The 25,519-nt window shown below is 46.2% G+C and carries 20 protein-coding genes, 5 tRNA genes, 3 rRNA genes and 1 riboswitch; of the genes, 23 read left to right on the top strand and 5 right to left on the bottom strand.

Annotation, left to right across the window (positions count from 1 at the left end; genetic code table 11):
• Together AC3CID_RS15580 and AC3CID_RS15575 are read left to right on the top strand one after the other, a co-directional pair.
• On the top strand, positions 1-477 hold the full coding sequence (locus AC3CID_RS15580; RefSeq protein WP_004735774.1) for a DUF494 family protein: 477 nt from the start codon (positions 1-3) through the stop codon (positions 475-477).
• A gap of 12 nt (positions 478-489) precedes the next feature.
• Positions 490-1,059, top strand: coding sequence for a DNA topoisomerase family protein (locus AC3CID_RS15575; RefSeq protein WP_017080840.1), 570 nt, complete (start codon positions 490-492; stop codon positions 1,057-1,059).
• Between the two features lie 86 nt (positions 1,060-1,145).
• On the opposite strand, the gene AC3CID_RS15570 is transcribed toward AC3CID_RS15575, so the two are convergent.
• A complete protein-coding gene (locus tag AC3CID_RS15570) occupies positions 1,146-2,276 on the bottom strand; it encodes a 5-(carboxyamino)imidazole ribonucleotide synthase (RefSeq protein WP_488524899.1) in 1,131 nt (376 codons plus the stop codon).
• A gap of 5 nt (positions 2,277-2,281) precedes the next feature.
• The gene (gene purE, locus AC3CID_RS15565) at positions 2,282-2,767 is read right to left on the bottom strand and encodes a 5-(carboxyamino)imidazole ribonucleotide mutase (protein WP_004735777.1); all 486 of its coding nucleotides are present in this window, start codon (positions 2,765-2,767) and stop codon (positions 2,282-2,284) included.
• Between the two features lie 195 nt (positions 2,768-2,962).
• Between purE and tsaC the strand changes: the two genes are divergently transcribed.
• From tsaC to AC3CID_RS15545, 4 genes are all read left to right on the top strand, one after another.
• A complete protein-coding gene (gene tsaC / locus AC3CID_RS15560; protein WP_171330653.1) occupies positions 2,963-3,520 on the top strand; it encodes an L-threonylcarbamoyladenylate synthase type 1 TsaC in 558 nt (185 codons plus the stop codon).
• 19 nt (positions 3,521-3,539) lie between these two features.
• Positions 3,540-4,457, top strand: coding sequence for an oxygen-dependent coproporphyrinogen oxidase (gene hemF, locus AC3CID_RS15555; RefSeq protein WP_171330655.1), 918 nt, complete (start codon positions 3,540-3,542; stop codon positions 4,455-4,457).
• A gap of 74 nt (positions 4,458-4,531) precedes the next feature.
• On the top strand, positions 4,532-5,362 hold the full coding sequence (gene aroE, locus AC3CID_RS15550; protein ID WP_488526737.1) for a shikimate dehydrogenase: 831 nt from the start codon (positions 4,532-4,534) through the stop codon (positions 5,360-5,362).
• Positions 5,363-5,379: 17 nt separating this feature from the next.
• Positions 5,380-5,649, top strand: a complete 270-nt coding sequence (locus AC3CID_RS15545) for a DUF1488 family protein (protein ID WP_054548298.1) — start codon at positions 5,380-5,382, stop codon at positions 5,647-5,649.
• Here AC3CID_RS15545 and AC3CID_RS15540 read toward each other — a convergent pair.
• Positions 5,646-6,191: a gamma carbonic anhydrase family protein gene (locus AC3CID_RS15540; RefSeq protein ID WP_065205719.1), complete on the bottom strand. Its 546-nt coding sequence runs from the start codon at positions 6,189-6,191 to the stop codon at positions 5,646-5,648. The two genes, AC3CID_RS15545 and AC3CID_RS15540, sit on opposite strands and share 4 nt — an antisense overlap.
• 570 nt (positions 6,192-6,761) lie before the next feature.
• On the opposite strand from AC3CID_RS15540, the gene AC3CID_RS15535 reads away from it, so the two are divergent.
• The 16 genes from AC3CID_RS15535 (at position 6,762) to thiH (ending at position 21,102) form a co-directional block, all read left to right on the top strand.
• Positions 6,762-8,316 (top strand): 16S ribosomal RNA (locus tag AC3CID_RS15535).
• A gap of 122 nt (positions 8,317-8,438) precedes the next feature.
• A tRNA-Glu gene (locus AC3CID_RS15530) sits at positions 8,439-8,514 on the top strand.
• A gap of 2 nt (positions 8,515-8,516) precedes the next feature.
• Positions 8,517-8,592: transfer RNA gene (locus tag AC3CID_RS15525), tRNA-Lys, on the top strand.
• A gap of 32 nt (positions 8,593-8,624) precedes the next feature.
• Positions 8,625-8,700, top strand: a tRNA-Val gene (locus AC3CID_RS15520).
• Between the two features lie 369 nt (positions 8,701-9,069).
• A 23S ribosomal RNA gene (locus AC3CID_RS15515) occupies positions 9,070-11,962 on the top strand.
• A gap of 98 nt (positions 11,963-12,060) precedes the next feature.
• Positions 12,061-12,176, top strand: a 5S ribosomal RNA gene (rrf, locus tag AC3CID_RS15510).
• The 16S, 23S and 5S rRNA genes sit together here with 5 tRNA genes alongside, the layout of an rRNA operon.
• A 67-nt stretch (positions 12,177-12,243) precedes the next feature.
• Positions 12,244-12,320: transfer RNA gene (locus AC3CID_RS15505), tRNA-Asp, on the top strand.
• Positions 12,321-12,380: 60 nt separating this feature from the next.
• Positions 12,381-12,457: transfer RNA gene (locus AC3CID_RS15500), tRNA-Trp, on the top strand.
• A gap of 350 nt (positions 12,458-12,807) precedes the next feature.
• Entirely contained in the window at positions 12,808-14,205 is a 1,398-nt protein-coding gene (locus tag AC3CID_RS15495) for a multicopper oxidase family protein (RefSeq protein ID WP_488526736.1), read from the top strand.
• Positions 14,206-14,305: 100 nt separating this feature from the next.
• Entirely contained in the window at positions 14,306-14,689 is a 384-nt protein-coding gene (gene crcB / locus AC3CID_RS15490) for a fluoride efflux transporter CrcB (protein ID WP_004736665.1), read from the top strand.
• A 62-nt stretch (positions 14,690-14,751) separates the two neighbouring features.
• Positions 14,752-14,850, top strand: a riboswitch (TPP riboswitch).
• A gap of 130 nt (positions 14,851-14,980) precedes the next feature.
• On the top strand, positions 14,981-16,930 hold the full coding sequence (gene thiC, locus AC3CID_RS15485) for a phosphomethylpyrimidine synthase ThiC (RefSeq protein WP_102421324.1): 1,950 nt from the start codon (positions 14,981-14,983) through the stop codon (positions 16,928-16,930).
• The gene (locus AC3CID_RS15480; RefSeq protein ID WP_171317440.1) at positions 16,930-18,222 is read left to right on the top strand and encodes a thiamine phosphate synthase; all 1,293 of its coding nucleotides are present in this window, start codon (positions 16,930-16,932) and stop codon (positions 18,220-18,222) included. Before thiC ends, AC3CID_RS15480 begins: the two co-directional genes overlap by 1 nt.
• The gene (locus tag AC3CID_RS15475) at positions 18,212-18,994 is read left to right on the top strand and encodes a HesA/MoeB/ThiF family protein (RefSeq protein ID WP_171317442.1); all 783 of its coding nucleotides are present in this window, start codon (positions 18,212-18,214) and stop codon (positions 18,992-18,994) included. Before AC3CID_RS15480 ends, AC3CID_RS15475 begins: the two co-directional genes overlap by 11 nt.
• Positions 18,991-19,200, top strand: a complete 210-nt coding sequence (gene thiS, locus AC3CID_RS15470; protein ID WP_171317444.1) for a sulfur carrier protein ThiS — start codon at positions 18,991-18,993, stop codon at positions 19,198-19,200. The genes AC3CID_RS15475 and thiS overlap by 4 nt, the downstream gene beginning before the upstream one ends.
• Before the next feature lie 2 nt (positions 19,201-19,202).
• Complete coding sequence (locus AC3CID_RS15465; RefSeq protein ID WP_171317446.1) at positions 19,203-19,967, top strand: thiazole synthase; 765 nt, start codon at positions 19,203-19,205, stop codon at positions 19,965-19,967.
• 7 nt (positions 19,968-19,974) lie between these two features.
• Positions 19,975-21,102 carry a 2-iminoacetate synthase ThiH gene (thiH, locus tag AC3CID_RS15460; RefSeq protein WP_488526735.1) on the top strand — a complete coding sequence of 376 codons (1,128 nt, stop codon included), beginning with the start codon at positions 19,975-19,977 and terminating at the stop codon, positions 21,100-21,102.
• A 165-nt stretch (positions 21,103-21,267) separates the two neighbouring features.
• Here the strand turns inward: thiH and AC3CID_RS15455 are convergent, their stop codons facing one another.
• Both AC3CID_RS15455 and AC3CID_RS15450 read right to left on the bottom strand, forming a co-directional pair.
• Positions 21,268-23,058: an aminopeptidase P family protein gene (locus AC3CID_RS15455; protein ID WP_488526734.1), complete on the bottom strand. Its 1,791-nt coding sequence runs from the start codon at positions 23,056-23,058 to the stop codon at positions 21,268-21,270.
• Positions 23,059-23,180: 122 nt separating this feature from the next.
• Complete coding sequence (locus AC3CID_RS15450; protein WP_012605070.1) at positions 23,181-24,122, bottom strand: LysR family transcriptional regulator; 942 nt, start codon at positions 24,120-24,122, stop codon at positions 23,181-23,183.
• Positions 24,123-24,223: 101 nt separating this feature from the next.
• Here AC3CID_RS15450 and AC3CID_RS15445 point away from each other — a divergent pair, with 101 nt between their 5' ends.
• Positions 24,224-25,423, top strand: a complete 1,200-nt coding sequence (locus AC3CID_RS15445) for a multidrug effflux MFS transporter (RefSeq protein ID WP_208638345.1) — start codon at positions 24,224-24,226, stop codon at positions 25,421-25,423.
• The last annotated feature ends 96 nt before the right edge of the window (positions 25,424-25,519 follow it).

Genomic DNA, 25,519 nt, shown 5'->3' with positions numbered 1-25,519 from the left:
ATGATGATGGACATACTGATGTACTTGTTTGAAACCTACATCCATAGCGATTCTGAATTGCAGGTGGATCAAGATGAGCTGGAAGATGAGCTTCTTCGAGCAGGGTTTCACCAAGATGATATTTATAAGGCCCTCCATTGGTTAGAAGATCTTGCGGCATTGCAAGATACTGAGAATCAAGCGGCGATTACTATGTGTTCCAATACCTCGATGCGTATTTATACCAGTCGAGAGATTTCACGTATTAATATGGAGTGTCGAGGTTTCTTATTGTTCCTTGAACAGATCAACGTACTCACGACAGAGATTCGTGAAATGGTGATTGATCGTGTGATGGGGCTTGAGACGAGCGAATTTGAATTGGATGATCTGAAATGGATTATCTTAATGGTGCTATTTAATGTGCCGGGTAATGAAAGTGCTTACACGCAAATGGAAGAGCTGTTGTACACCAAAGAGCAAGGTATCTTGCATTAATACAGGCTTGTCATGAGTAGTAAGATTGATAATCAGCTTTTTTCGGCACATGAACATGCATTAGAGCATGAACCATGTCCACAGTGTGGTGGAGAGCTTCAGCTTCGTCATGGTAAGCATGGCCCATTTTTAGGCTGTAAGCAGTATCCTAGCTGTGATTACATCAAACCTCTGCATCAGAACGATGGCCACGTAGTGAAAGAGCTGGGTGTGCCGTGTCCTAAATGCCAAAACGAATTGGTATTAAGGCAAGGTCGCTTTGGTATGTTCATTGGTTGTAGTAGCTACCCAACGTGTAATCACATCGAATCTTTGGACCAACCAAAAGAACAACCTGAAGAGCAGCCACTTGTTGCTTGTCCTGAGTGTGGCAGAGGCCATTTGGTTGAGCGTAAATCTCGCTATGGCAAAACCTTCTATGCGTGCGATAACTACCCTAAGTGTAAGTTCGCCGTTAATCAGCCACCTGTTATAGGTCGTTGTGAACAGTGTCAGTTCCCGCTGTTGCTGGAGAAGAAAACGGCCAGTGGCACTAAGAAGCAATGTGCTGATCGCAAGTGTCATCACATTCAATCTCAATAACTTGATGTTATAGACAAAAAAACGGCGCTCAATGAGCGCCGTTGCTATATCCAATAAACGTTCTATATTCATCAAGCAATGTAGATTTACTTCATCTGCTCAGCAAATTCATGCACAGCAGGGTAGGCTTGCTTATCGAGAATGTCTGCCAGTGAGCATAGCGCTCTTTGCAGCTCTGCGTTGTAGTCAGCGCTCACGTTAATGTGGCCCATCTTACGACCTGCACGCTTCTCTTTACCATACCAATGAACATGGCAACCACCTTGAGCAAGAATTGCTTCAGGTAGGGTATCTTCACCAAGGATGTTGATCATTGCGGTTGGACGAATCAGCTTAGTGCTGCCTAATGGCATCCCACATACGGCACGTAGATGGTTCTCAAACTGACAAGTTTCAGCGCCTTGTTGTGTCCAGTGGCCCGAGTTATGAACACGTGGTGCAATCTCATTTACCAGCAGTGAACCTTGAACATCAAAGAACTCTAGCGCGAGTACGCCAACGTAATCCAAACGCTCTGCAACTGCGGTGAACATGGTCTTAGCTTGTTCTTGCAGTTCAATGTCGTCAATCGCTGTTGATAAGCTCAACACGCCATCGGTGTGAACATTCTCAGCCAGTGGGTACACTTGGATCTCGCCATTGGCACCACGAGCACCCACCAGTGAGACTTCGCGGTCAAACGGGACAAACTCTTCAGCAACAATCGCTTGGTTGTCTGTTGCAGCGATGCACTCAGCCATTTCTGTCCAAGTCGCGTCAACATTATCTAATGTCTTTAAGCGCCATTGACCTTTGCCATCGTAGCCACCAAGTGTGCTCTTCAATACCATTGGTAAGCCAACGTGAGCGATCGCAGCGTCAAAGTCTTCGCGAGAGTTAATCACGTAGTACTTAGCATTTTTCACGCTTGCTTCGTCTAACAGGGCTTTTTCAAGGCGACGGTCACCGCCAGCTTTGATTGCTTCTGTTGTCGGTAAGAACTTACCGCTGCGCTCACACACCTCAAGTACATCATGAGGGATATGCTCGAATTCAGCAGTAATGACGTCCGCACGCTCAATCGCATTGTCTAAGCCGCTGCCTAGAATCGCTTGCGTTAATGGGTGAACAATATTTTTGCTGCCAACATCAAAAGCAGAAATTTCAATATTCAGCGGCGCCCCAGCTAGGGACATCATGCGAGCAAGTTGGCCCGCGCCTAACACAAGAACATGCATGGGAATTAGTCCTCTGCAGGGTTTGGATTAGCCAGAACCGTTTCTGTTTGCTCAGAGCGGAACGCTTCTACTTTTGCCATCACTTCTTCATTGTGAGTACCAATGATTTGGGCTGCTAGGATACCAGCATTGGCAGCGCCAGCTTCACCGATAGCCAAAGTACCTACCGCAATGCCTTTTGGCATCTGTACGATAGAAAGCAGAGAATCCATGCCCTTGAGTGCTTTAGACTGAACAGGAACACCTAAAACAGGTACGCTTGTGAAAGCTGCAGCCATGCCCGGAAGATGCGCTGCACCGCCAGCACCAGCAATAATCACTTTAATACCGCGCTCTTTCGCACTGGTTGCGTAATCTGCAAGCAACTGAGGTGTGCGGTGAGCAGAAACCACTTTTGTTTCGTACGCCACGCCAAACTGATCCAACATTTCTGCAGCTAGCTTCATTGTTGGCCAATCAGATTTAGAACCCATGATAATACCGACAGTCATCTCAAACTCCTTCAGGTACGATTTAATTAGTGATTAGATATTTTGCGCGCATTATACGGGTAAAATTGCTTAAGGAAAACGTTTGCGTCAGTCTAAGTTGTTAATTGATACATTTTATAAACAAATAGCTTTAGTCACAGTGAATGATAATTTGTACACTTAGCGAGTTCGATAACAGAATTAATGAGGCAACCCTTGGATAACTTTCAACATACTTTGCAGGCATTACAACAAGGTGAAGTCATTGCTTACCCGACTGAAGGCGTTTTTGGGGTCGGTTGTGATCCCGATAATCCACAAGCCATTAAGAAATTGCTCGATTTAAAACAGCGGCCGATGGAGAAAGGGTTGATCCTAATTGCAGCGAGTTACGAGCAGTTGCTGCCCTATATTGATGAAAGCCAACTGACTGAAGCGCAGTTAGCGACCGTAAAAGCAACATGGCCGGGACCTGTGACTTGGATAATGCCAACCAGCAGTAAAGCAACTGATTGGGTCAGTGGCCAATTTGAATCCATCGCGGTGCGAGTGACGGATCACCCCTTAGTTCAAAGAATGTGTAATGAATTCGGTAAGCCGTTAACCTCTACCAGTGCTAACCTGACAGGTGAACCGCCTTGTATGACGACTGAAGAGGTTCAACAGCAACTGGGTCAGCACTTAGTCGCGATTCTAGAAGGTCAAACGGGTGGCCGTGAGAAGCCAAGCGAAATTAGAGATGCAAAAACGTCGAAAATATTAAGACAGGGTTAAGCCCTGCAAAGGAAGTAAGATGTCAGCAATTGATAAAGAAGCAGTAAAGCAGTTTTTACTGAGCCTACAAGATTCGATTTGCCAGCAGCTTGAGCAAGCTGATGGTACAGCACTGTTTGAAGAAGATGCATGGCAACGTGAACCTGGCGAGCGCCTTGGTGGCGGTGGTCGAACTCGCGTGATGACCAATGGTGCGGTATTTGAGCAAGGCGGTGTTAACTTTTCTCATGTCGCTGGTAAGGCTATGCCTGCCTCTGCAACCGCTCACCGTCCTGAATTAGCCGGACGTAAGTTTGAAGCTATGGGTGTCTCATTAGTTATCCACCCTAAAAACCCATACATCCCAACCTCACACGCGAACGTACGATTCTTTATTGCCGAAAAGGAAGGGGAAGATCCTATCTGGTGGTTCGGTGGTGGTTTTGATTTAACGCCATTCTATCCTGTCGATGAAGATTGCCAATCTTGGCATCAAACTGCTAAAGACCTGTGTGCACCATTTGGTGATGACGTTTACCAAGAACACAAAGAGTGGTGTGATAAGTACTTCTATCTACCTCACCGTGATGAAACACGTGGTGTTGGCGGTCTGTTCTTTGATGACTTAAACGAGTGGGGCTTTGAAAAGAGCTTTGCTTATATACAGGCGGTCGGTGAAGGTTTCGCAGCCGCATATTTACCCATTGTAGAACGACGAAAAGAGACGTCTTACGGTGAACGCGAGCGTGACTTCCAGCTTTATCGTCGTGGTCGCTATGTTGAATTTAACTTAGTCTATGACCGTGGCACCCTATTTGGTCTACAAAGTGGTGGCCGCACAGAATCAATATTAATGTCGATGCCGCCATTGGCTCGTTGGGAATATCGCTACGAACCTCAAGCGGGTTCACCAGAAGCTCTGCTTTATAGCGACTACCTAAAGCCTCGAGTTTGGTAGTTCTTCCTTCCTTATAGGGATAGTGATAGGGTCATCTATATAGATGACCTTTTTTATTTCTGTTAGGTAAGGATATGACACAGCAAGTAGATCGTTATGCCGTTTTCGGTAACCCTATTGGGCAAAGCAAATCGCCATTCATTCACACATTATTTGCTCGCCAAACCAGCCAACAACTTACCTATACAGCATTACAGCCAGAGCATGGTGAATTTATCACTGCTGCCAAAGCCTTTTTCAGCGAAGGTGGTAGAGGATGTAATGTCACAGCACCTTTTAAAGAAGATGCGTATCAGTTTGCCAATCGCCTTACTGAGAGGGCTGAACTAGCCGGTGCCGTAAACACACTTAAGAAGCTCGATGACGGAGAAATCATTGGTGATAACACCGATGGTGAGGGTTTAGTTCAAGACCTTCTTCAACATCAAGTTATGCTAGAAGGGGCTCGCGTTCTTCTGCTTGGCGCTGGTGGCGCCGCTCGAGGAGTGATTCAACCTCTTCTCGACCAAAAGCCACAACAGTTGGTAGTCGCTAATCGAACCAGTTCAAAGGCTGAACTTCTGGCTGAGATGTTTTCTTCATATGGAAACATCAAAGGAATGGGATTAAGCGATGTTAATGAAGGGTTTGATGTCATCATTAACTCGACCTCATCTGGTCTAAGTGGTCAGCTTCCTGAAGTTTCTGAGATTATCTTCAATTCGAATAGTGCTGTTTATGACATGGTTTACGGATCTGGAACCACAGTATTTAATCAATGGGCATTAGATAACGGTGTTCACGCTGCTTATGATGGTTTGGGTATGTTGGTAGGGCAGGCTGCTGAGAGCTTTATGCTGTGGCGTGGTCTTCGCCCAGGAACAAAACAGATTTTAAGAGAATTACGCAAAAACCTAGAGATGTAACAAGGTATTTATAAAAAATGAATCAATCAATTCTATTTCCTGATATCCAAGATTGGGATGAAGAAAATCAATCAATCATATTCCCAGCACAGCAGTCTGGCGCACTAATTGAGTGTGTTATGTCTATTGAAGAGCTGTCTCGATTGGCAGGTAAAGATATAGAAGAAGGCGATCAAGCTTTAGTTATCTTTTCAGAGTTACGTTTTGATATTGAAGAACTAGCTGAAGAGTTAATAGAAGAAGAGGAGTATGACTCCTCTAATCGGATTCAAATCAAAATGCTTTAGACTGGCAGCACAGAGTCTAGATAGTCGTTTTTATTCTGAACATAGTTGTCAGCTGACTTCTGTAAAAAGGCACGCTCTTTATCATTTAATGGGCGTGCTTGTTTTACTGGGCTTCCTACATATAGATAACCGCTTTCAAGTACCTTATTAGGTGGAACCAAGCTACCAGCACCAATCATCACTTCTTCTTTAATAATCACGCCATCAAGCACGATAGCTCCCATGCCAACAAGTACGCGATCTTCAATAGTACAGCCATGCAGCATTACTTTATGTCCGATAGTGACATCATTACCTATTAGTAGAGGATAACCTTCAGGGTTGTCAGCATTCTTATGGGTGACGTGCAAAATGCTGCCGTCTTGGATATTCGTTCTATCTCCAATATGAATGTGGTTCACATCTCCTCGAGCTGCAACCAAAGGCCACACGCTAGAGTCGTCACCGATTTTGATATCACCAACCAGTACCGAACTTGTATCTATATAGACACCTTGTCCAATCTGAGGGGATATTCCTTTATAACTGCGCATTGAACTCATAAATCCTCCTTTATATAGGCACCTTAAGCCTTTAATTAAGGGGAATACTAGTGAAAACGGAGTGTTTTGAACAAAAAACGCTCGAACAATCAAAAAAGTAAGAAAAACTTCAAAAAGGGCTTGCCAGTGTGATCGAAATCTCTATAATGCGACCTCGTTGAAACGGGAAGGCTTCGTAAGAAACCAAAACGAATCAGCAGGTCAAATTAGCCAAGCTAAGCGCTTGAAAAAAGTTTTGAAAATAGTGGTTGACACTAAAACTTAAATCGCTAAAATGGCCGTCCGATTTGAGCGAAGCTCAAAAAGGAAAAGCTCTTTAACAATTTAAACCTATCAATCTGTGTGGGCACTCGTTGATGAATATCAAAACGTTATTACTTAGGTAATAGCAGTTACTTCGGTAACAAACTTGATTTCAATGAACTGAGTGACCAATACAAAGTTAAGTTTACTTAATTTTGGCACAGTCAATTCATTACCATTCTGTTGGAATGGTAATAGCTTTAAAATTACATTCTTTATTTATAAAGAATAGTTTTGAAGTCAGTATTCGTTGAGTCACAAAATCTTAAATTGAAGAGTTTGATCATGGCTCAGATTGAACGCTGGCGGCAGGCCTAACACATGCAAGTCGAGCGGAAACGACAACATTGAATCTTCGGAGGATTTGTTGGGCGTCGAGCGGCGGACGGGTGAGTAATGCCTAGGAAATTGCCTTGATGTGGGGGATAACCATTGGAAACGATGGCTAATACCGCATAATGCCTACGGGCCAAAGAGGGGGATCTTCGGACCTCTCGCGTCAAGATATGCCTAGGTGGGATTAGCTAGTTGGTGAGGTAATGGCTCACCAAGGCGACGATCCCTAGCTGGTCTGAGAGGATGATCAGCCACACTGGAACTGAGACACGGTCCAGACTCCTACGGGAGGCAGCAGTGGGGAATATTGCACAATGGGCGAAAGCCTGATGCAGCCATGCCGCGTGTATGAAGAAGGCCTTCGGGTTGTAAAGTACTTTCAGTTGTGAGGAAGGGTGTGTAGTTAATAGCTGCGCATCTTGACGTTAGCAACAGAAGAAGCACCGGCTAACTCCGTGCCAGCAGCCGCGGTAATACGGAGGGTGCGAGCGTTAATCGGAATTACTGGGCGTAAAGCGCATGCAGGTGGTTCATTAAGTCAGATGTGAAAGCCCGGGGCTCAACCTCGGAACTGCATTTGAAACTGGTGAACTAGAGTGCTGTAGAGGGGGGTAGAATTTCAGGTGTAGCGGTGAAATGCGTAGAGATCTGAAGGAATACCAGTGGCGAAGGCGGCCCCCTGGACAGACACTGACACTCAGATGCGAAAGCGTGGGGAGCAAACAGGATTAGATACCCTGGTAGTCCACGCCGTAAACGATGTCTACTTGGAGGTTGTGGCCTTGAGCCGTGGCTTTCGGAGCTAACGCGTTAAGTAGACCGCCTGGGGAGTACGGTCGCAAGATTAAAACTCAAATGAATTGACGGGGGCCCGCACAAGCGGTGGAGCATGTGGTTTAATTCGATGCAACGCGAAGAACCTTACCTACTCTTGACATCCAGAGAAGCCAGCGGAGACGCAGGTGTGCCTTCGGGAACTCTGAGACAGGTGCTGCATGGCTGTCGTCAGCTCGTGTTGTGAAATGTTGGGTTAAGTCCCGCAACGAGCGCAACCCTTATCCTTGTTTGCCAGCGAGTAATGTCGGGAACTCCAGGGAGACTGCCGGTGATAAACCGGAGGAAGGTGGGGACGACGTCAAGTCATCATGGCCCTTACGAGTAGGGCTACACACGTGCTACAATGGCGCATACAGAGGGCAGCAAGCTAGCGATAGTGAGCGAATCCCAAAAAGTGCGTCGTAGTCCGGATTGGAGTCTGCAACTCGACTCCATGAAGTCGGAATCGCTAGTAATCGTGAATCAGAATGTCACGGTGAATACGTTCCCGGGCCTTGTACACACCGCCCGTCACACCATGGGAGTGGGCTGCAAAAGAAGTGGGTAGTTTAACCTTTCGGGGAGGACGCTCACCACTTTGTGGTTCATGACTGGGGTGAAGTCGTAACAAGGTAGCCCTAGGGGAACCTGGGGCTGGATCACCTCCTTATACGAAGATAGTCACGATGAGTGTCCACACAGATTGATTAGGTTTAGAAAAGCAAAGAGATGAAGAACTCCCAAGTTCTTCGAAGTTTGTTTCTACTTTTTAAAGTAGAGATAAATTGCAGTGTCCCGTTCGTCTAGAGGCCTAGGACACCGCCCTTTCACGGCGGTAACAGGGGTTCGACTCCCCTACGGGATACCATTGGGTCGTTAGCTCAGTTGGTAGAGCAGTTGACTTTTAATCAATTGGTCGCAGGTTCGAATCCTGCACGACCCACCATTCTTTCTCCGCGAAGGAATTAAAACTATCGTGGGCGATTAGCTCAGTTGGGAGAGCACCTGCCTTACAAGCAGGGGGTCACTGGTTCGAGCCCGGTATCGCCCACCATTCTCTAAAAATTCTTGGTTATCTTCATATCCAAACCACTTCTTTTGTCGTTGGTTGGTATGTTTGACCCTGAGAGTCTTTAGAAAATGTGAATTTTAGAACACTGGTTCTTAAAGTCTCATGCTCTTTAACAATTTGGAAAGCTGACTGATTGATTACTTACGAGTAATTCAATCAAATTTAAAAGTTCTCAATGTTTATCTTTTATTAGGTAAACACAACAAACACATTCAAGTGTCTTGTATTCGAATCAATGTTTACATTGATTCACAATTGAGTCCGGCAAACAGTCATCAGGAATTAACCCTTCTTGATGACAACCAAAAACCTTGGTTAGTTGCCATACGCTAAGACCCTTTCGGGTTGTATGGTTAAGTGACTAAGCGTACACGGTGGATGCCTTGGCAGTCAGAGGCGATGAAAGGCGTAATAACTTGCGATAAGCCCAGATTAGGTAGTAATAACCTTTTGAGTCTGGGATTCCTGAATGGGGAAACCCACTTGCATAAGCAAGTATCCTGTTGTGAATACATAGCAACAGGAGGCAAACCGGGGGAACTGAAACATCTAAGTACCCCGAGGAAGAGAAATCAACCGAGATTCCGAAAGTAGCGGCGAGCGAAATTGGATTAGCCCTTAAGCTTTTAATGAGACAGACGAAGGCTCTGGAAAGTGCCGCAGTAAAGGGTGATAGCCCCGTAGTCGACATCTCATAATCAGTGAAAACGAGTAGGGCGGGACACGTGATATCCTGTCTGAATATGGGGGGACCATCCTCCAAGGCTAAATACTACTGACTGACCGATAGTGAACCAGTACCGTGAGGGAAAGGCGAAAAGAACCCCTGTGAGGGGAGTGAAATAGAACCTGAAACCGTGTACGTACAAGCAGTAGGAGCACCTTCGTGGTGTGACTGCGTACCTTTTGTATAATGGGTCAGCGACTTAATTTTAGTAGCAAGGTTAACCGTTTAGGGGAGCCGTAGGGAAACCGAGTCTTAACTGGGCGTACAGTTGCTAGGATTAGACCCGAAACCAGGTGATCTAGCCATGGGCAGGTTGAAGGTTGAGTAACATCAACTGGAGGACCGAACCGACTAATGTTGAAAAATTAGCGGATGACTTGTGGCTAGGGGTGAAAGGCCAATCAAACCTGGAGATAGCTGGTTCTCCCCGAAAGCTATTTAGGTAGCGCCTCGGACGAATACTACTGGGGGTAGAGCACTGTTAAGGCTAGGGGGTCATCCCGACTTACCAACCCTTTGCAAACTCCGAATACCAGTAAGTACTATCCGGGAGACACACGGCGGGTGCTAACGTCCGTCGTGGAGAGGGAAACAACCCAGACCGCCAGCTAAGGTCCCAAAGTATAGCTAAGTGGGAAACGATGTGGGAAGGCTCAGACAGCCAGGATGTTGGCTTAGAAGCAGCCATCATTTAAAGAAAGCGTAATAGCTCACTGGTCGAGTCGGCCTGCGCGGAAGATGTAACGGGGCTAAGCTATACACCGAAGCTGCGGCTACGTACCTTAGGGTATGTGGGGTAGGGGAGCGTTCTGTAAGCCGTTGAAGGTGGTCTGTAAGGGCTGCTGGAGGTATCAGAAGTGCGAATGCTGACATGAGTAACGATAAAGGGAGTGAAAAACTCCCTCGCCGGAAGACCAAGGGTTCCTGTCCAACGTTAATCGGGGCAGGGTAAGTCGACTCCTAAGGCGAGGCCGAAAGGCGTAGTCGATGGGAAACGGGTTAATATTCCCGTACTTCTTACAATTGCGATGGGGGGACGGAGAAGGCTAGGTGGGCCTGGCGACGGTTGTCCAGGTTCAAGTACGTAGGCGGAAAGTTTAGGTAAATCCGGACTTTCTTAACGCTGAGATACGATGTCGAGCTACTACGGTAGTGAAGTCATTGATGCCATGCTTCCAGGAAAAGCCTCTAAGCTTCAGATTGTAAGGAATCGTACCCCAAACCGACACAGGTGGTCGGGTAGAGAATACCAAGGCGCTTGAGAGAACTCGGGTGAAGGAACTAGGCAAAATGGTACCGTAACTTCGGGAGAAGGTACGCTCTTATCAGTGAAGTCCCTTGCGGATGGAGCAGACGAGAGTCGCAGATACCAGGTGGCTGCAACTGTTTATTAAAAACACAGCACTGTGCAAAATCGTAAGATGACGTATACGGTGTGACGCCTGCCCGGTGCCGGAAGGTTAATTGATGGGGTTAGACTTCGGTCGAAGCTCTTGATCGAAGCCCCGGTAAACGGCGGCCGTAACTATAACGGTCCTAAGGTAGCGAAATTCCTTGTCGGGTAAGTTCCGACCTGCACGAATGGCGTAATGATGGCCACGCTGTCTCCACCCGAGACTCAGTGAAATTGAAATCGCTGTGAAGATGCAGTGTACCCGCGGCTAGACGGAAAGACCCCGTGAACCTTTACTACAGCTTGGCACTGAACATTGAACCTACATGTGTAGGATAGGTGGGAGACTATGAAATTGCGTCGCTAGATGTGATGGAGTCGTCCTTGAAATACCACCCTTGTAGTTTTGATGTTCTAACGTTGGTCCCTGAATCGGGATTACGGACAGTGCCTGGTGGGTAGTTTGACTGGGGCGGTCTCCTCCCAAAGAGTAACGGAGGAGCACGAAGGTGGGCTAAACACGGTTGGACATCGTGTGGTTAGTGCAATGGCATAAGCCCGCTTGACTGCGAGAATGACAATTCGAGCAGGTGCGAAAGCAGGTCATAGTGATCCGGTGGTTCTGAATGGAAGGGCCATCGCTCAACGGATAAAAGGTACTCCGGGGATAACAGGCTGATACCGCCCAAGAGTTCATATCGACGGCGGTGTTTGGCACCTCGATGTCGGCTCATCACATCCTGGGGCTGAAGTCGGTCCCAAGGGTATGGCTGTTCGCCATTTAAAGTGGTACGCGAGCTGGGTTTAGAACGTCGTGAGACAGTTCGGTCCCTATCTGCCGTGGGCGTTGGAAAATTGAAAGGGGCTGCTCCTAGTACGAGAGGACCGGAGTGGACGAACCTCTGGTGTTCGGGTTGTCATGCCAATGGCATTGCCCGGTAGCTAAGTTCGGAATCGATAACCGCTGAAAGCATCTAAGCGGGAAGCGAGCCTTGAGATGAGTTTTCCCTGGCACTATAAGTGTCCTAAAGGGTTGTCGTAGACTACGACGTTGATAGGCAGGGTGTGTAAGTGCTGCGAGGCATTGAGCTAACCTGTACTAATTGCCCGTGAGGCTTAACCATACAACACCCAAGGGGTTTTGTGGACTCAGAAGTACCAGACCTTGAATGAGTTTGAAGAGAAATAATTTTTAGATTAGCTTTCCGAATTTTAAAATTTGCTTGGCGACCATAGCATTGTGGACCCACCTGATTCCATGCCGAACTCAGAAGTGAAACACAATAGCGCCGATGGTAGTGTGGGGTTTCCCCATGTGAGAGTAGGACATCGCCAGGCTTTAAATTAAATCTTTAGGTTGACCGACCTGGAGATATGGACGCTCACTTAGTGAGTTGACCACTGCGGAGTGGTAGTTCAGTTGGTTAGAATACCGGCCTGTCACGCCGGGGGTCGCGGGTTCGAGTCCCGTCCACTCCGCCACTTATTCGATAACCTCGCCTAGTGCGAGGTTTTTTCGAATCTGACGTAGTAAAAAGTTTTAGGGGTGTAGCTCCAATTGGCAGAGCAGCGGATTCCAAATCCGCGTGTTGGGAGTTCGAATCTCTCCACCCCTGCCATATTTAAGGCTCTAGCAGAAATGCTAGAGCCTTTTTGCTTTCTGAATCTAATATATACGCCATTAGCAAAGCAGCGGATTCTCCGACTTACCAAAATAGAGCTTGTTGGGAGTCGAAACCTCCACCCTGCCATATCAATGCCTCAGCAGAAGTTCTGTTTTTTCACTTTATATTTGTTCGATTTTTAGTCGACAATTCCTGCTTTTAATAAAACCTAGCCTTAAAAGTGTAAGTGCTTACTTATCCCAGCCTCTTTTATAAACAATCAACAGCACAATCCCCACTTCTTTATGAGAATTATTCTCAATATTTTGTTACATTTTGGTCGTTATTACTAAAAGGCAACAAATATGGATATCTCCCGTCGTAAGTTTATTCAATCATCTCTCGCTATATCATCTCTCGCTATATCAGCACTCACTGTACTGCCCGCTTGCTCAATTAAACGGTTGGTTGATGAACAAGAAAAGTATGTTTACGACCTAACGGCAGAGCCTTCAACCGCTGAACTAGTAACGGGATTTGAGACTAATATTCTAGGCTTTAATGGCCAGATTCCAGCGCCAACGATTCGATGTCGACAGGGTGAAAAGGTCACGATCCGCTTTACGAATAAGCTATCAGAGCCGACGACTATTCATTGGCATGGTTTAAGAATTCCTATCGAAATGGATGGGGTTCCCTTCTTAAGTCAGCCACCAATCATGCCAGGTGAAACATTCATTTATGAGTTTACGCCGCCAGATGCCGGTACGTTTTGGTATCACCCACACATGAATAGCGTGAAGCAGCTTGGTATGGGCTTAGTTGGTCTTATTATCGTAGAAGAGAGCAATCCAGTACGGTTCGATGAAGAACACGCATTGATGCTTAAGCATTGGCACATCGACAAGCAGGGTCAATGGAAAGATTTAATGATCCCACGACTCAGTGCTCGCATGGGCACTCCTGGGGAGTGGAGTAGTGTTAATGGAGTCCATGAACCCGTATATCAGTTGAAGCAGTATGCAGCGACTAGACTGCGTATTGCTAATGTCGATAATACGATCACTTACCCTATTGCTGTCGAAGGGGCTGAAGCATGGGTTATAGCCATCGATGGTAATCCTGTAAAAACGCCTTATAAACTGACTCAACATAAAATTGGTCCGGGTATGCGTGTTGATATCGGACTGATCGCTCCTAAAGCTGGTGAGCGAGTTAACGTTCTCCATATGAAGGGGCGTTTCCCATTTTCTTTGTGTGAATTTGAAGTCGTAGATTCAGCATTTGCTCAAGGACGTTCGTTGCCATTACTACCATTGAATCCAGTGCCCAACCTAGATCTTGCTAATGCTGAAGAGATCGACTTTTTATTTGAATGGGAAGGGGCTGTTTCTCCAGTATCCAAAGATGGAAAATCGATGCCTAAGTTTTGGCTAACAAATAAAAGAGCATGGGAAGGAATGAGCAAAGACAATATTCCTGAACCGTTGGCGACTTTAGAGTTGGGTAAGACTTACATATTCGATCTTAAGAACGTCACTCAATATCATCACCCGATTCATATTCATGGTCATACATTTACTGTATTGGAACTTGATGGTAAAAAAATTGAAGAGCCTTTCCATACCGATACAGTGTTACTTGGAAAAAATGGCCGAGCTAAAGCTGCATTTGTTGCAGACAACCCAGGACGCTGGATGTACCACTGTCATGTAATTGAGCACATGAAAACAGGATTGATGGGATATATTGAAGTTAAGTGACACCTGTAACGTTTAATATTTGCGCATGCATTCTTAGTTTCTACCCTCGCTTTTATCGACGGTAAAGCTAGAATATAGGGACTATTGTTTGGGAGGATTCATGGGTCAGTTATCTATTTTAGGTTTTATTGCCATTGGTGGCGCATTTGGTGCTTGTTCGCGTTATTTGATTTCAGAGTTATGTGTGGTGATGCTAGGACGTGGTTTCCCTTACGGTACACTGACAGTTAACGTAATTGGCTCTTTAATTATGGGTTTGCTCATCGCAGCGTTTGAGAATGAGATGGTTGCGACAGAACCATGGAGGCAGATCATCGGTCTTGGTTTCCTTGGAGCATTGACTACATTTTCTACATTTTCGATGGATAACGTGCTTCTTATGCAGCAGGGTGCTTTCTTTAAGATGGGACTCAATGTGCTACTCAACGTGGTTCTCAGCATCTCAGCTGCATGGATCGGCTTCCAACTTTTGATAAAGTCTTAAAACTTTCTTACGATTTGTTAACAACTCGGCTTGGTTTATCCAAGCCGTTTTTATATACTCGATCGAACTTGTCGGAGTGCCATATGGCTGAGACCGTTAACTCGGGATCCGTTGAACCTGATCAGGCTAATACCTGCGAAGGGAACAAGAGTAGATATCTAACTAGAATCCTTCTAGAGATCTATCTCCAGATCACAACTGTATTTTCTTGTTGTGATCCCTCTTGTAGCATCAAATCCGTCAAGCATTTTTATCCCTATAAATAATGGCTAAAAGCCAAGGAAAAATGCTATGTCGAGTCGTAAACAAGCAAGACTGGAAGCGAAGAATTTCATTGATTCTTTATCCGTACAACCTTATCCAAATTCAAAAAAAGCTTACATCCAAGGATCTCGAGCGGACATTCAAGTCCCTGTCCGAGAAATATCACTCGCTGATAGCCTTGTGGGTGGCAGCAAAAAAGAGCCTGTATTCGAACCTAATGTACCTATTCAAGTTTACGATACCTCCGGTGTTTATACAGACCCTACACACGAAATAGACCTGTATAGCGGTCTTCCTAAGTTGCGAGAGCAATGGATTGAAGAGCGTGGTGATACGGAACTGTTAGACGATGTAAGCTCTGTTTACACCAAAGAACGTTTAGAAGATGAAACCCTAGACGACCTTCGCTACGGCAACCTACCTAGAATTCGCCGTGCTACAGACAACCAATGTGTTACCCAATTGCATTATGCTCGTCAGGGCATTATCACGCCTGAGATGGAGTACATTGCCATACGTGAGAACATGGGACGTCAGAAGTTCGCTGATGAGCAGCTTAACCATCAACACCCTGGCCATAACTTTGGCGCAAACCTGCCGAAAGAAATTACTCCTGAGTTCGTGCGTAAAGAGGTTGCAGAAGGTCGAGCTATTATCCCTTCAAACATCAACCACCCAGAATCAGAACCTATGATTATTGGCCGAAACTTCTTAGTGAAAGTGAACGCCAATATCGGTAACTCTTCAGTAAGCTCTTCGATTGAAGAAGAAGTTGAGAAGCTAGTATGGTCAACTCGTTGGGGGGGCGATACCGTAATGGATCTCTCAACTGGCCGTAATATCCACGAGACTCGCGAGTGGATTCTACGTAACAGTCCAGTGCCGATTGGTACGGTTCCTATGTATCAGGCGCTTGAAAAAGTGAATGGCGTAGCCGAAGACCTTAACTGGGAAGTGATGCGCGATACCTTGATTGAACAAGCAGAGCAAGGTGTTGACTACTTCACTATCCATGCTGGTTTGTTGCTTCGCTACGTTCCGATGACGGCTAAACGCGTGACCGGTATTGTTTCTCGTGGTGGTTCTATTATCGCGAAATGGTGTCTTGCTCATCACCAAGAAAGTTTCCTTTATACCCACTTCCGAGAGATCTGTGAGATCTGTGCGAAGTACGATGTTGCACTGTCATTAGGTGATGGCCTACGTCCTGGTTCTATTGCAGATGCCAATGATGAGGCTCAGTTCTCGGAGTTACGTACTCTAGGTGAGTTGACTAAAGTGGCTTGGGAATATGATGTTCAGGTGATCATTGAAGGCCCTGGACATGTGCCAATGCACTTAATCAAAGAGAACATGGACGAGCAGTTAGAGCACTGCCACGAAGCGCCTTTCTATACTTTAGGTCCACTGACGACAGATATTGCCCCTGGTTACGACCATATTACCTCTGGAATTGGCGCGGCCATGATTGGTTGGTACGGCTGTGCGATGCTCTGTTATGTCACTCCCAAAGAACATTTAGGCTTACCAAACAAAGAAGACGTGAAGACTGGCTTGATTACTTATAAGCTGGCAGCACATGCAGCAGACTTGGCAAAAGGACATCCGGGCGCACAGATCCGCGACAATGCATTATCAAAGGCGCGTTTTGAATTCCGTTGGGAAGACCAATTTAATCTAGCTTTAGATCCGGAAACCGCGCGTTCTTTCCACGATGAAACCCTGCCACAAGAGTCGGGTAAGGTTGCTCACTTCTGCTCAATGTGTGGACCTAAATTCTGCTCGATGAAGATCTCTCAGGAAGTTCGAGAGTATGCGAAAGACACCGAACAAGTAGCCGCGGATCAGGCTATCGAGATTAAGATGCTAGATAACCCGTTGGAAGGGATGCGTCAAAAATCACAAGAGTTCCGTGATACTGGCTCTGAACTTTACCACCCTGCAGTAGGTGCAAAAGAAGCTCAATTAGAGGAATAATGACAGTGAAGATACTCATCCCATCTCAAAATATTGAGTTAACGGGAGAGGTGCAGAACTGTCTATTGGTTGCTAAGCGACAAGGCTTGGCAACCGATGCAGTTGAGTTGGGCGTAAGCCCAACTCAATACTTCTCTATTGTTGATTCTCAGCAGTCGTTATCTATTGGCTTCGCTCATGATGTTGATTCATTGACGGTGTGTCAGCTAGCAGAACTGAACCATGTTGTTGATTACAGTCATTCAGTGGTGCTAGCTGGCGTCCGCGATGCCTTGGCACAAACTCCGAATACTATCTATATTGGCGTCTTAGATGATTCGGCTGTATTGGATATCTGGTCACACCTAGATGCTAATCGTGCTATCAAGGGTGCAACTACAGCTCATAAGGAATTAGATAATCGCGGCCATTTTGCCTGGTTACTTACTTTGTTGGCGTTGGAGTTCCCATTAGAAGACGCACTAGTTTTAGCTCGCGCAGCGTCCAATGTTTCACGTGGAACATGGCCTGCACATTACCAAAACTTTCCTATCCCTGTTCTTGAAGATCAACGATTGGACATAAGCGTAGGTTGGGTTAACCAAGGGACATCACTTTCTTTTCCTGAGTTGAGTAAGAGTAGCCTCGGTTTATACCCAGTAGTTGATGATGTTGAGTGGATCGAAAGATTGCTCAAGCTTGGAATCAACACTGTCCAACTACGTATTAAGAATCCACAGCAAGCGGATTTAGAACAACAAGTCGCACGATCTATCGATCTTGGTCGTGAGTATAACGCTCAAGTTTTTATCAATGATTACTGGCAGCTTGCACTCAAGCATGGTGCTTTTGGTGTTCATTTAGGGCAAGAGGATATTGAAGAATCAAACCTCTCACAGTTGAGCCAAGCGGGTATAAAGATCGGTCTCTCGACTCATGGCTATTACGAGTTGCTGCGCATTGTTCAAATCAACCCAAGCTATATTGCGCTGGGGCATATCTTCCCAACAACAACTAAACAGATGCCATCGAAGCCTCAAGGTTTAGTTCGTTTATCTCTGTATCAACAGCTGATTGATACTATCCCATACACAGAACAACTCACCGGTTATCCGACGGTTGCTATTGGCGGTATTGATCAATCGACAGCTGGGCAGGTGTGGGAGTGTGGGGTGTCGAGTTTAGCGGTGGTACGTGCGATTACATTGGCGGAAGACCCACAAAAAGTGATCGAATTTTTCGAAAAACTGATGACGCCTAAACCTCCGACTACCAAAGAAGAGGTTATGCAGGAGCCTAGCTATGCTGAGTGACTTTGAATTTATTCGTTATCAACGACAAATTGCGTTACCTGAAGTGGGTGAGCAAGGGCAACGCAACCTACTAAATAGTCATGTGCTGTTGATTGGTTGTGGTGGCTTAGGTAATGCTGCGGCTCTTTACCTCGTAGCTTCTGGTGTTGGAAAGGTCGTTCTGGTCGATGATGATTGTGTAGATTCATCGAACCTGCAACGACAGGTCGCGTTCAGAGAAGGTCAGTTAGGTTCGCCTAAGGTTGAAGCTCTGAAGCAACAACTGAGTGAGCTCAATAGTCGCAGCCAAGTTAGAACCATCAATCAACGAATGAGTGAAAGTCAGCTTGAGCTTGAAGTGATGCTAGCTGACTTAGTGTTGGATTGTACTGACAACTTCGCGTCACGCCAGCAGGTTAACCGTGCGTGTTTCGGTAGCATTACACCTTTGATTTCTGGATCTGCAATCGGTTGGAAAGGCCAGTTTATTGTATTTGATTATCAGAATCAGCAAGGGTGCTATCACTGTTTGTTCCCGTTCAGTCATCATCCACAAACGACTCGTTGTAGTGATAGCGGCATCATAGGTCCGGTTGTTGGCACCATAGGTAACCTTCAAGCTTTGGCTGCTATTCAACGCTTAGCTCGTGGTGAGTTTCAGGTCGCAACACACCAGCTCAAACTGTTCGATGGCCAAACGATGAATTGGCATAACTTAATGGTCACTCAAGATAGTGAATGTCCTGTGTGCAGTGCGTCTGTAGTTAAGCATTTAGAAGAAGAAATCCAATGAGCCATATAACGATCTCGATAAACGAACAATCAGAACAAGTAGCACACTCGTCGTCTCTAGCAGACATTATCCAAGTTCTAGCATTACCTGATCTAGGTTGTGTATTTGCAATCAATAATACGGTTATCCCGCGTAGCCAGTGGCAACAAACAGTCGTTAATGAAGGCGACGCTATATCTCTTTTCCAAGCCATTGCAGGAGGCTAACCATGTTAACTATCGCCGATAAAACGTTTCAATCTCGACTCTTTACTGGAACTGGCAAGTTTGCCAATAAGCACTTGATGGCTAGTGCTATCGAAGCTTCAGGTTCTCAACTGGCAACCATGGCACTAAAGAGAGTCGATATTCGCTCTGAGCAAGATGATATTTTGCAGCCCATCATGGATGCTGGCGTGAACTTGCTACCAAATACCTCTGGGGCTAAGAACGCGAAGGATGCCGTCTTTGCTGCGCATTTGACTCGTGAAGCGCTAGGCACAAATTGGCTCAAACTGGAAATTCACCCAGATCCAAAGTACTTGATGCCAGACCCAATTGAAACGCTTAAAGCCGCTGAGCAACTGGTTAAAGATGGCTTTGTTGTGTTGCCTTACTGCCATGCCGACCCAGTATTGTGTAAACGCTTGGAAGAGGTGGGTTGTGCTGCGGTTATGCCGTTAGGTGCGCCAATTGGTTCAAATAAGGGTATTGCGTCTGCAGACTTCTTAGAGATCATCATCGATCAAGCGAATGTCCCTGTGATTGTTGATGCGGGCATTGGTGCGCCATCTCATGCTGCTCGTGCAATGGAAATGGGTGCAGACGCTGTGTTAGTGAATACGGCTATAGCTGCGTCGCAACAGCCTGTTGATATGGCGATTGCTTTTAAGTTGGCGGTTGAGGCGGGTCGAATGGCTTATCTTGCTGGACTTGCAGGAAAAGTATCTCACGCGGTTGCTTCGAGCCCGCTAACTTCATTCCTAGACGAGTAGTATTGTTATGACGTTTGTTGATCGATTTAAACAGCTAAACTGGGATGACATTGGTATGTCTATCTTCAGTAAAACGGCAGCGGATGTTGAACGCGCTCTGAGTAAACCCAAACGCGACTTAGAAGACTTCAAGGCTCTGATCTCTCCGGCGGCAGAACCTTACTTAGAGCAGATGGCACAACAATCGTTGGCACTAACTCGCAAGCGATTTGGCAATACGATATCGCTTTATATTCCTTTGTACCTATCTAACCTATGCGCTAATGCGTGCACGTATTGTGGCTTCTCAATGGAGAACCGTATCAAACGTCGCACGCTTACTTTGGATGAAATTGATGCCGAAAGTGGGGCCATCAAAAAGATGAAGTTCGATAGCGTTTTGTTAGTCACCGGTGAACATGAAACTAAGGTCGGGATGAATTACTTTCGACAGGTGCTGCCGAATATCAAAAAGCAATTCAACTACCTTGCGATGGAAGTGCAGCCGCTTGATCAACATGATTACGCAGAGCTTAAAACTCTCGGTTTAGATGCGGTGATGGTTTATCAAGAGACCTATCAACCAAGGACCTACGCTGAGCATCATCTACGTGGCAATAAAATGGATTTTGAATATCGTCTTGAAACTCCCGATCGCTTGGCAAAAGCGGGTATTGATAAGGTAGGGATTGGTGCTTTGATTGGTTTGGAAGATTGGCGAACCGACTGCTTCTTTGTTGCTGCTCATTTAGATTACCTGGAGCGTACTTATTGGCAGACACGTTACTCGATTTCATTCCCACGTCTTCGCCCGTGTGAAGGTGGGGAGTCTAGTGGAGGCTTACAGCCTAAATCAGTCATGAACGATAAACAGTTGGTTCAGCTTATCTGCGCATATCGACTCTTGAATCCTGAGGTCGAGTTATCCCTTTCGACCCGTGAGTCGGCAACTTTTCGCAATAACGTGTTGCCTTTGGGTATCACCAGTATGTCGGCAGCTTCGAAAACCCAACCCGGTGGTTATGCTTCCGGTGAGGAAGAACTCGAGCAGTTTGAGATCAGTGATGAGAGAAGTGCTGCTGATGTTGAGTCGATGATTCGTCAGCGTGGTTTCGACCCAGTGTGGCGAGACTGGCACAGTGCCTATTCTGGTTAATCAACATATTGGTTGATGTTCCACGTGAAACATCGATGTAATGATACAGGCAAATAAAAACGGCTACCTTTGGGTAGCCGTTTTGCTATTTGCTATTTAACTTATTAACCTAGCAAGCTCATTTTGGTTCAGCTAACAGCTAACAGCTAACAGCTTAGCGAAGCATTAAGCGTGAGCCAATGGAGTGGTTGATTGGCGTAACCATTCCAATGTATCACCTTCAACTAATGGGCTAACGTCGTTCCAAACTTTCTGATGGTAGTCGTTCAGCCATGCCAGTTCAGGTCGTGTTAGCAAATCAACATTGATGTTGCGCTTATCGATAGGGCAACGTGTTAGCGACTCAAACGTTAGTACTGAGAAATCACCTTGAGTTGGAAGTTCAACCACGAGCTCTAGGTTTTCGATGCGGATACCAAATTCATCAGCACGGTAGTAACCCGGCTCGTTCGATAACACCATGCCTTCAACTAGAGGTACGTCGATCAGCTTCTTAGAGATGCTTTGCGGTCCTTCATGAACACTTAGGAAATGACCAACACCGTGACCAGTACCGTGGTCGTAGTCGAAGCCTTCTGCCCATAAGTGCTGACGCGCTAGGATATCCAGTTGGAAACCACGAGTACCTTGAGGGAAACGTGCACGTGCAATGCCGATGTGACCTTTTAGTGCGAGAGTGAACTGCTGAATCATTTCGTCGCTTGGTTGGCCAATCGCGATAGTACGAGTGATGTCGGTTGTACCATCTAAGTACTGGCCGCCTGAATCGACTAGGTACAAAGTATTCAGTTCTAACTGACCTGGTTTAGGTTGGTTCTCATGGTTGTAGTGACACATAGCTGCGTTTCCGCCCGCTGCTGAAATCGTGTCAAAACTTAGGTCCATCAGCGTTGGGTCCTGCTCACGGAACGACTGTACTTTGTCAGCCAATACCGCTTCGTTGTGCAGGTTACCTTGTGTGACTTCTGCATCAATCCAAGATAGGAATTTCGCCATCGCCACACCATCACGAATGTGACACGCTTTCATGCCGGCAATTTCAGTTTCGTTTTTAGCGGCTTTTGGCATGAGACATGGGTCTGCTGCTTCAATGATATGAGCGCCAGCGTTTTGAAGAACAAGCGTATACCAAGCATTGCTTGTACCTGAATCGACAGACACATTTTTGTTTTCTAAAGACTGAAGGCGCGCTTCAAGCTCTGATGGGTGAGAAACTCGAATACCATTACCAACGTGTGCTTCAAAGCCTGCTGGGATGCGTGCTGGGTCTAGGAAGAAATCGACGCTTTCATCAGCGTGAATGACTGCATTAGACAGCACAACAGGTAGGCGGGATACGTCTAAACCGCGAACGTTAAGTAACCAACAGATTGAGTCAAGCTCGGTAAGGATAGCGGCGTCTGCACCTTTTGCTTTTAACAAGCCAGCAATCTCAGCGCGCTTACTCTCGCTTGATTGACCAACGGCGTTTGTTGCCATTAGGCGCACATCAGACACGACAGGCTCAGGACGATCAGACCAAAGCTCATCAATCGGGTTTGCTGATAGCGTTGTGAGCTCAACTCTCTCTGCTAGTTTTGCTTGTGCGCCTTTCAACCAAGCGGCAGTGTGCATGCGTGGGTCGAATGCAACCTTACTGCCTTGTGGTAATGAATTGACGATCCAATCTAAAGCTGGTTCTTCAATAAGGTGGCGATACTCAAATAACTCTGCTGGCACCTGCTTACGAACCTGAACGGTATAGCGACCATCAACAAAAATAGCAGCAGTTTCACGAGTAATAACAGCGGCACCTGCAGAGCCTGTGAAACCTGTTAACCAGTGAAGTCGCTCGTTATGAGCTGGAACGTATTCACCTAGATATTCGTCTTCGTGTGGAATGATAACGGCATCTAGGTTGTTTGTTTCAAGCCAAGCTCGAACCGCATCAACGCGTTCAGCAGTGATATTGTGCATCTGTGTTTATCCTTATTGTTAGGGTCCTTGTTAACACTCACAGTCGATATATATGCGAGGGGACTTATTAGGTCAATAAGCTAGCGCTTTTGTTCGTTTGCTGCAAACGCTGTACGCCATTTTTATCTAAGGTGCAGAGTTTTTTCTTTGATGATATCTCGCAGCCAAGTTAACGCTGGGTCATTTTCTCTGTCACGGTGCCAAAACAGAGTGTATGCCATCGGTGGGAATTCCATAGGTAAAGGAACAACCACTAAGTCGAGTTGCTTGGCGACGAGGTAAGTAAAATGGCTTGGTGCGGTAAACACAAAGTCGGTGTAGGTACATAGGCTTGCGGCGCTATTGAAGTCTGGAACAGAAATAGCGATATCTCGCTGATGACCAAGATCAGCCAGTTTGTAGTCGAGCAGCCAGCGGTCGTTACCATCACATCTTACTTGTACATGACGCTGCGCAAGGTAGGTTTCCAGATCCCATTTACCGCTCAGAGCAGGGTGGTTGCGTCTTAACACACACATCTGTGCATCACGGTAGATCTCTTGTTCGCAGATGTCGTCTGGCGGCAGCATGGTTAAACGCGCATCGTTGATGTCGATGTCTTTGCCGGTGAGTCCGATATCTAACTCACCAAGCTGCAGCTTCTTAAAGGTTTGCTCCGTCCACGCATGGGTGTTGATATTAACCTTAGGCGCTTGTCGAAATATCGCCGGTAAGAAGTGCGGAAGAATCAGAGGATAAACACTCTCAACGGCAGCAATGTGAAAGCTGTGGTCGCTATTGTTGGGTATGAATGTCTCAGGCTGAGTGAGAACATCAAGTTGGTTGATCAACGTTTCTAACCGAGGCTTAAGGAAAACAGCTTTCGGTGTTGGTCGTAGGCCATGAGCACTTCGTGTAAAAAGGGGGTCATTAAATTGTTCACGAAGCTTGGCTAGCGACTTACTCACCGCTGACTGGCTCAAGCATAATCGATGTGCAGTGCGAGTGACACTCAGCTCTTCCATCAGCACCTGCAAGCAAACCAATAGATTGAGGTCGAGGCGTGATAGTTTCTCGATATTCATGTGAGTTTCCTATTTGGAATAATGCTAATGAGTATATGCCATTTTTGTTCATATCTTTAGTTGGTTATTATGCACCTAAATTAACTCATTCGGAGAATCTTGTGCCTTCTAACGCGCTTCCAACCCCTAGTAAACTGCAGGTTGCTTTATTGGCAATGCTGGTTCTATTTAGCCCTCTGGCTATAGATATTTATCTTCCAGCTCTGCCACAAATTTCAACAGCGTTTCACGTGGAACACGCATTAGCACAAGATACGATTACTTGGTTTTTATTCGCCATGGGTGTCGGGCAATTATTTGCAGGCCCTTTGGCTGATAAGTTAGGACGTCGAACCGTTGCATTGGGAGGTGTTAGTATCTATGCATTGAGTGCTTGCTTGGCGTGGGCAGCTCAATCGATTGATATGATGCTAATAGCTCGGCTGCTACAAGGCTTAGGAGCTTGTGCGACTTCTGTAGCAGCCTTTGCGACGGTTCGCGATCTATTTGGCCCTGAAAAAAGTGGCCGCATGATCAGTTACCTCAATGGTGCAATTTGCTTTATTCCTGCACTGGCACCGATTCTTGGTGCTTGGTTGACTCAACAGTTTGGCTGGCGCTCGAACTTCAGCTTTATGGCTGTGTTCGCTGTCGTGGTTGGCACCATTTTGTTTTTCCAAATGAAAGAGTCTAATCCAGCGACAGAGAAGGTCGCGGTGTTCAAATTAGAGCGTTACTGGTCGGTATTGAAAACACCATCGTTCATCTTCCACGCAACCTTATGCTTAATGGCGATGGCAGTAATTCTTGCTTACGTTACCTCTGCACCTGTTGTGTTGATGGAAAACCTAGGTTTGACGATGAACGAATTTACCTTCTGGTTTGGTATTAACGCGGTTATCAATATCACGGCTGCATTCACAGCGCCTAAGTTCATGGACCGTTTTGGTACTTACAAAGCATTGGTTGTTGGTATTTCAACGCTTGGCTTAGCGGGTGTGGTTATGCTGGTGCTTGCTGAGCATGCTAGCGCGATCGCATTTATGCTGCCGATTTTCCTATCTTCAGTTGGCTTCGCTTGGATTCTTGGTGCCGCAGCCGGTAAGGCACTTGAACCTTTTGGTGACCGTGCGGGTACCGCAGCTGCGTTGCTTGGCTTGTTCCAAATGAGCGGTTCTGGACTGCTTGTTGGTACGATGCAACGTCTTGATTTAACGTCTCAAGTGATGATTGCGCTGCAAATGTTCCTTATTGTTCCTGCATTGTTAGTGCTTGCGAGCAAAGCGGGTAAGTCATGGCACATGACGTTTGCTAAGGCATAAGTCTCAAGGGTGACAAAATATACAAATGGCGGTTTGCGAAACGTTAAAACATGGTATATTTGTCACTCATTGAAACGTTAGTCCCCAACGGAAAAT

The sequence above is a fragment of the Vibrio sp. QJM3NY_21 genome, assembly GCF_057785975.1.
The sequence above is the reverse complement of the archived record's forward strand: the minus strand, read 5'-3'. Positions and strand labels throughout refer to the sequence as shown.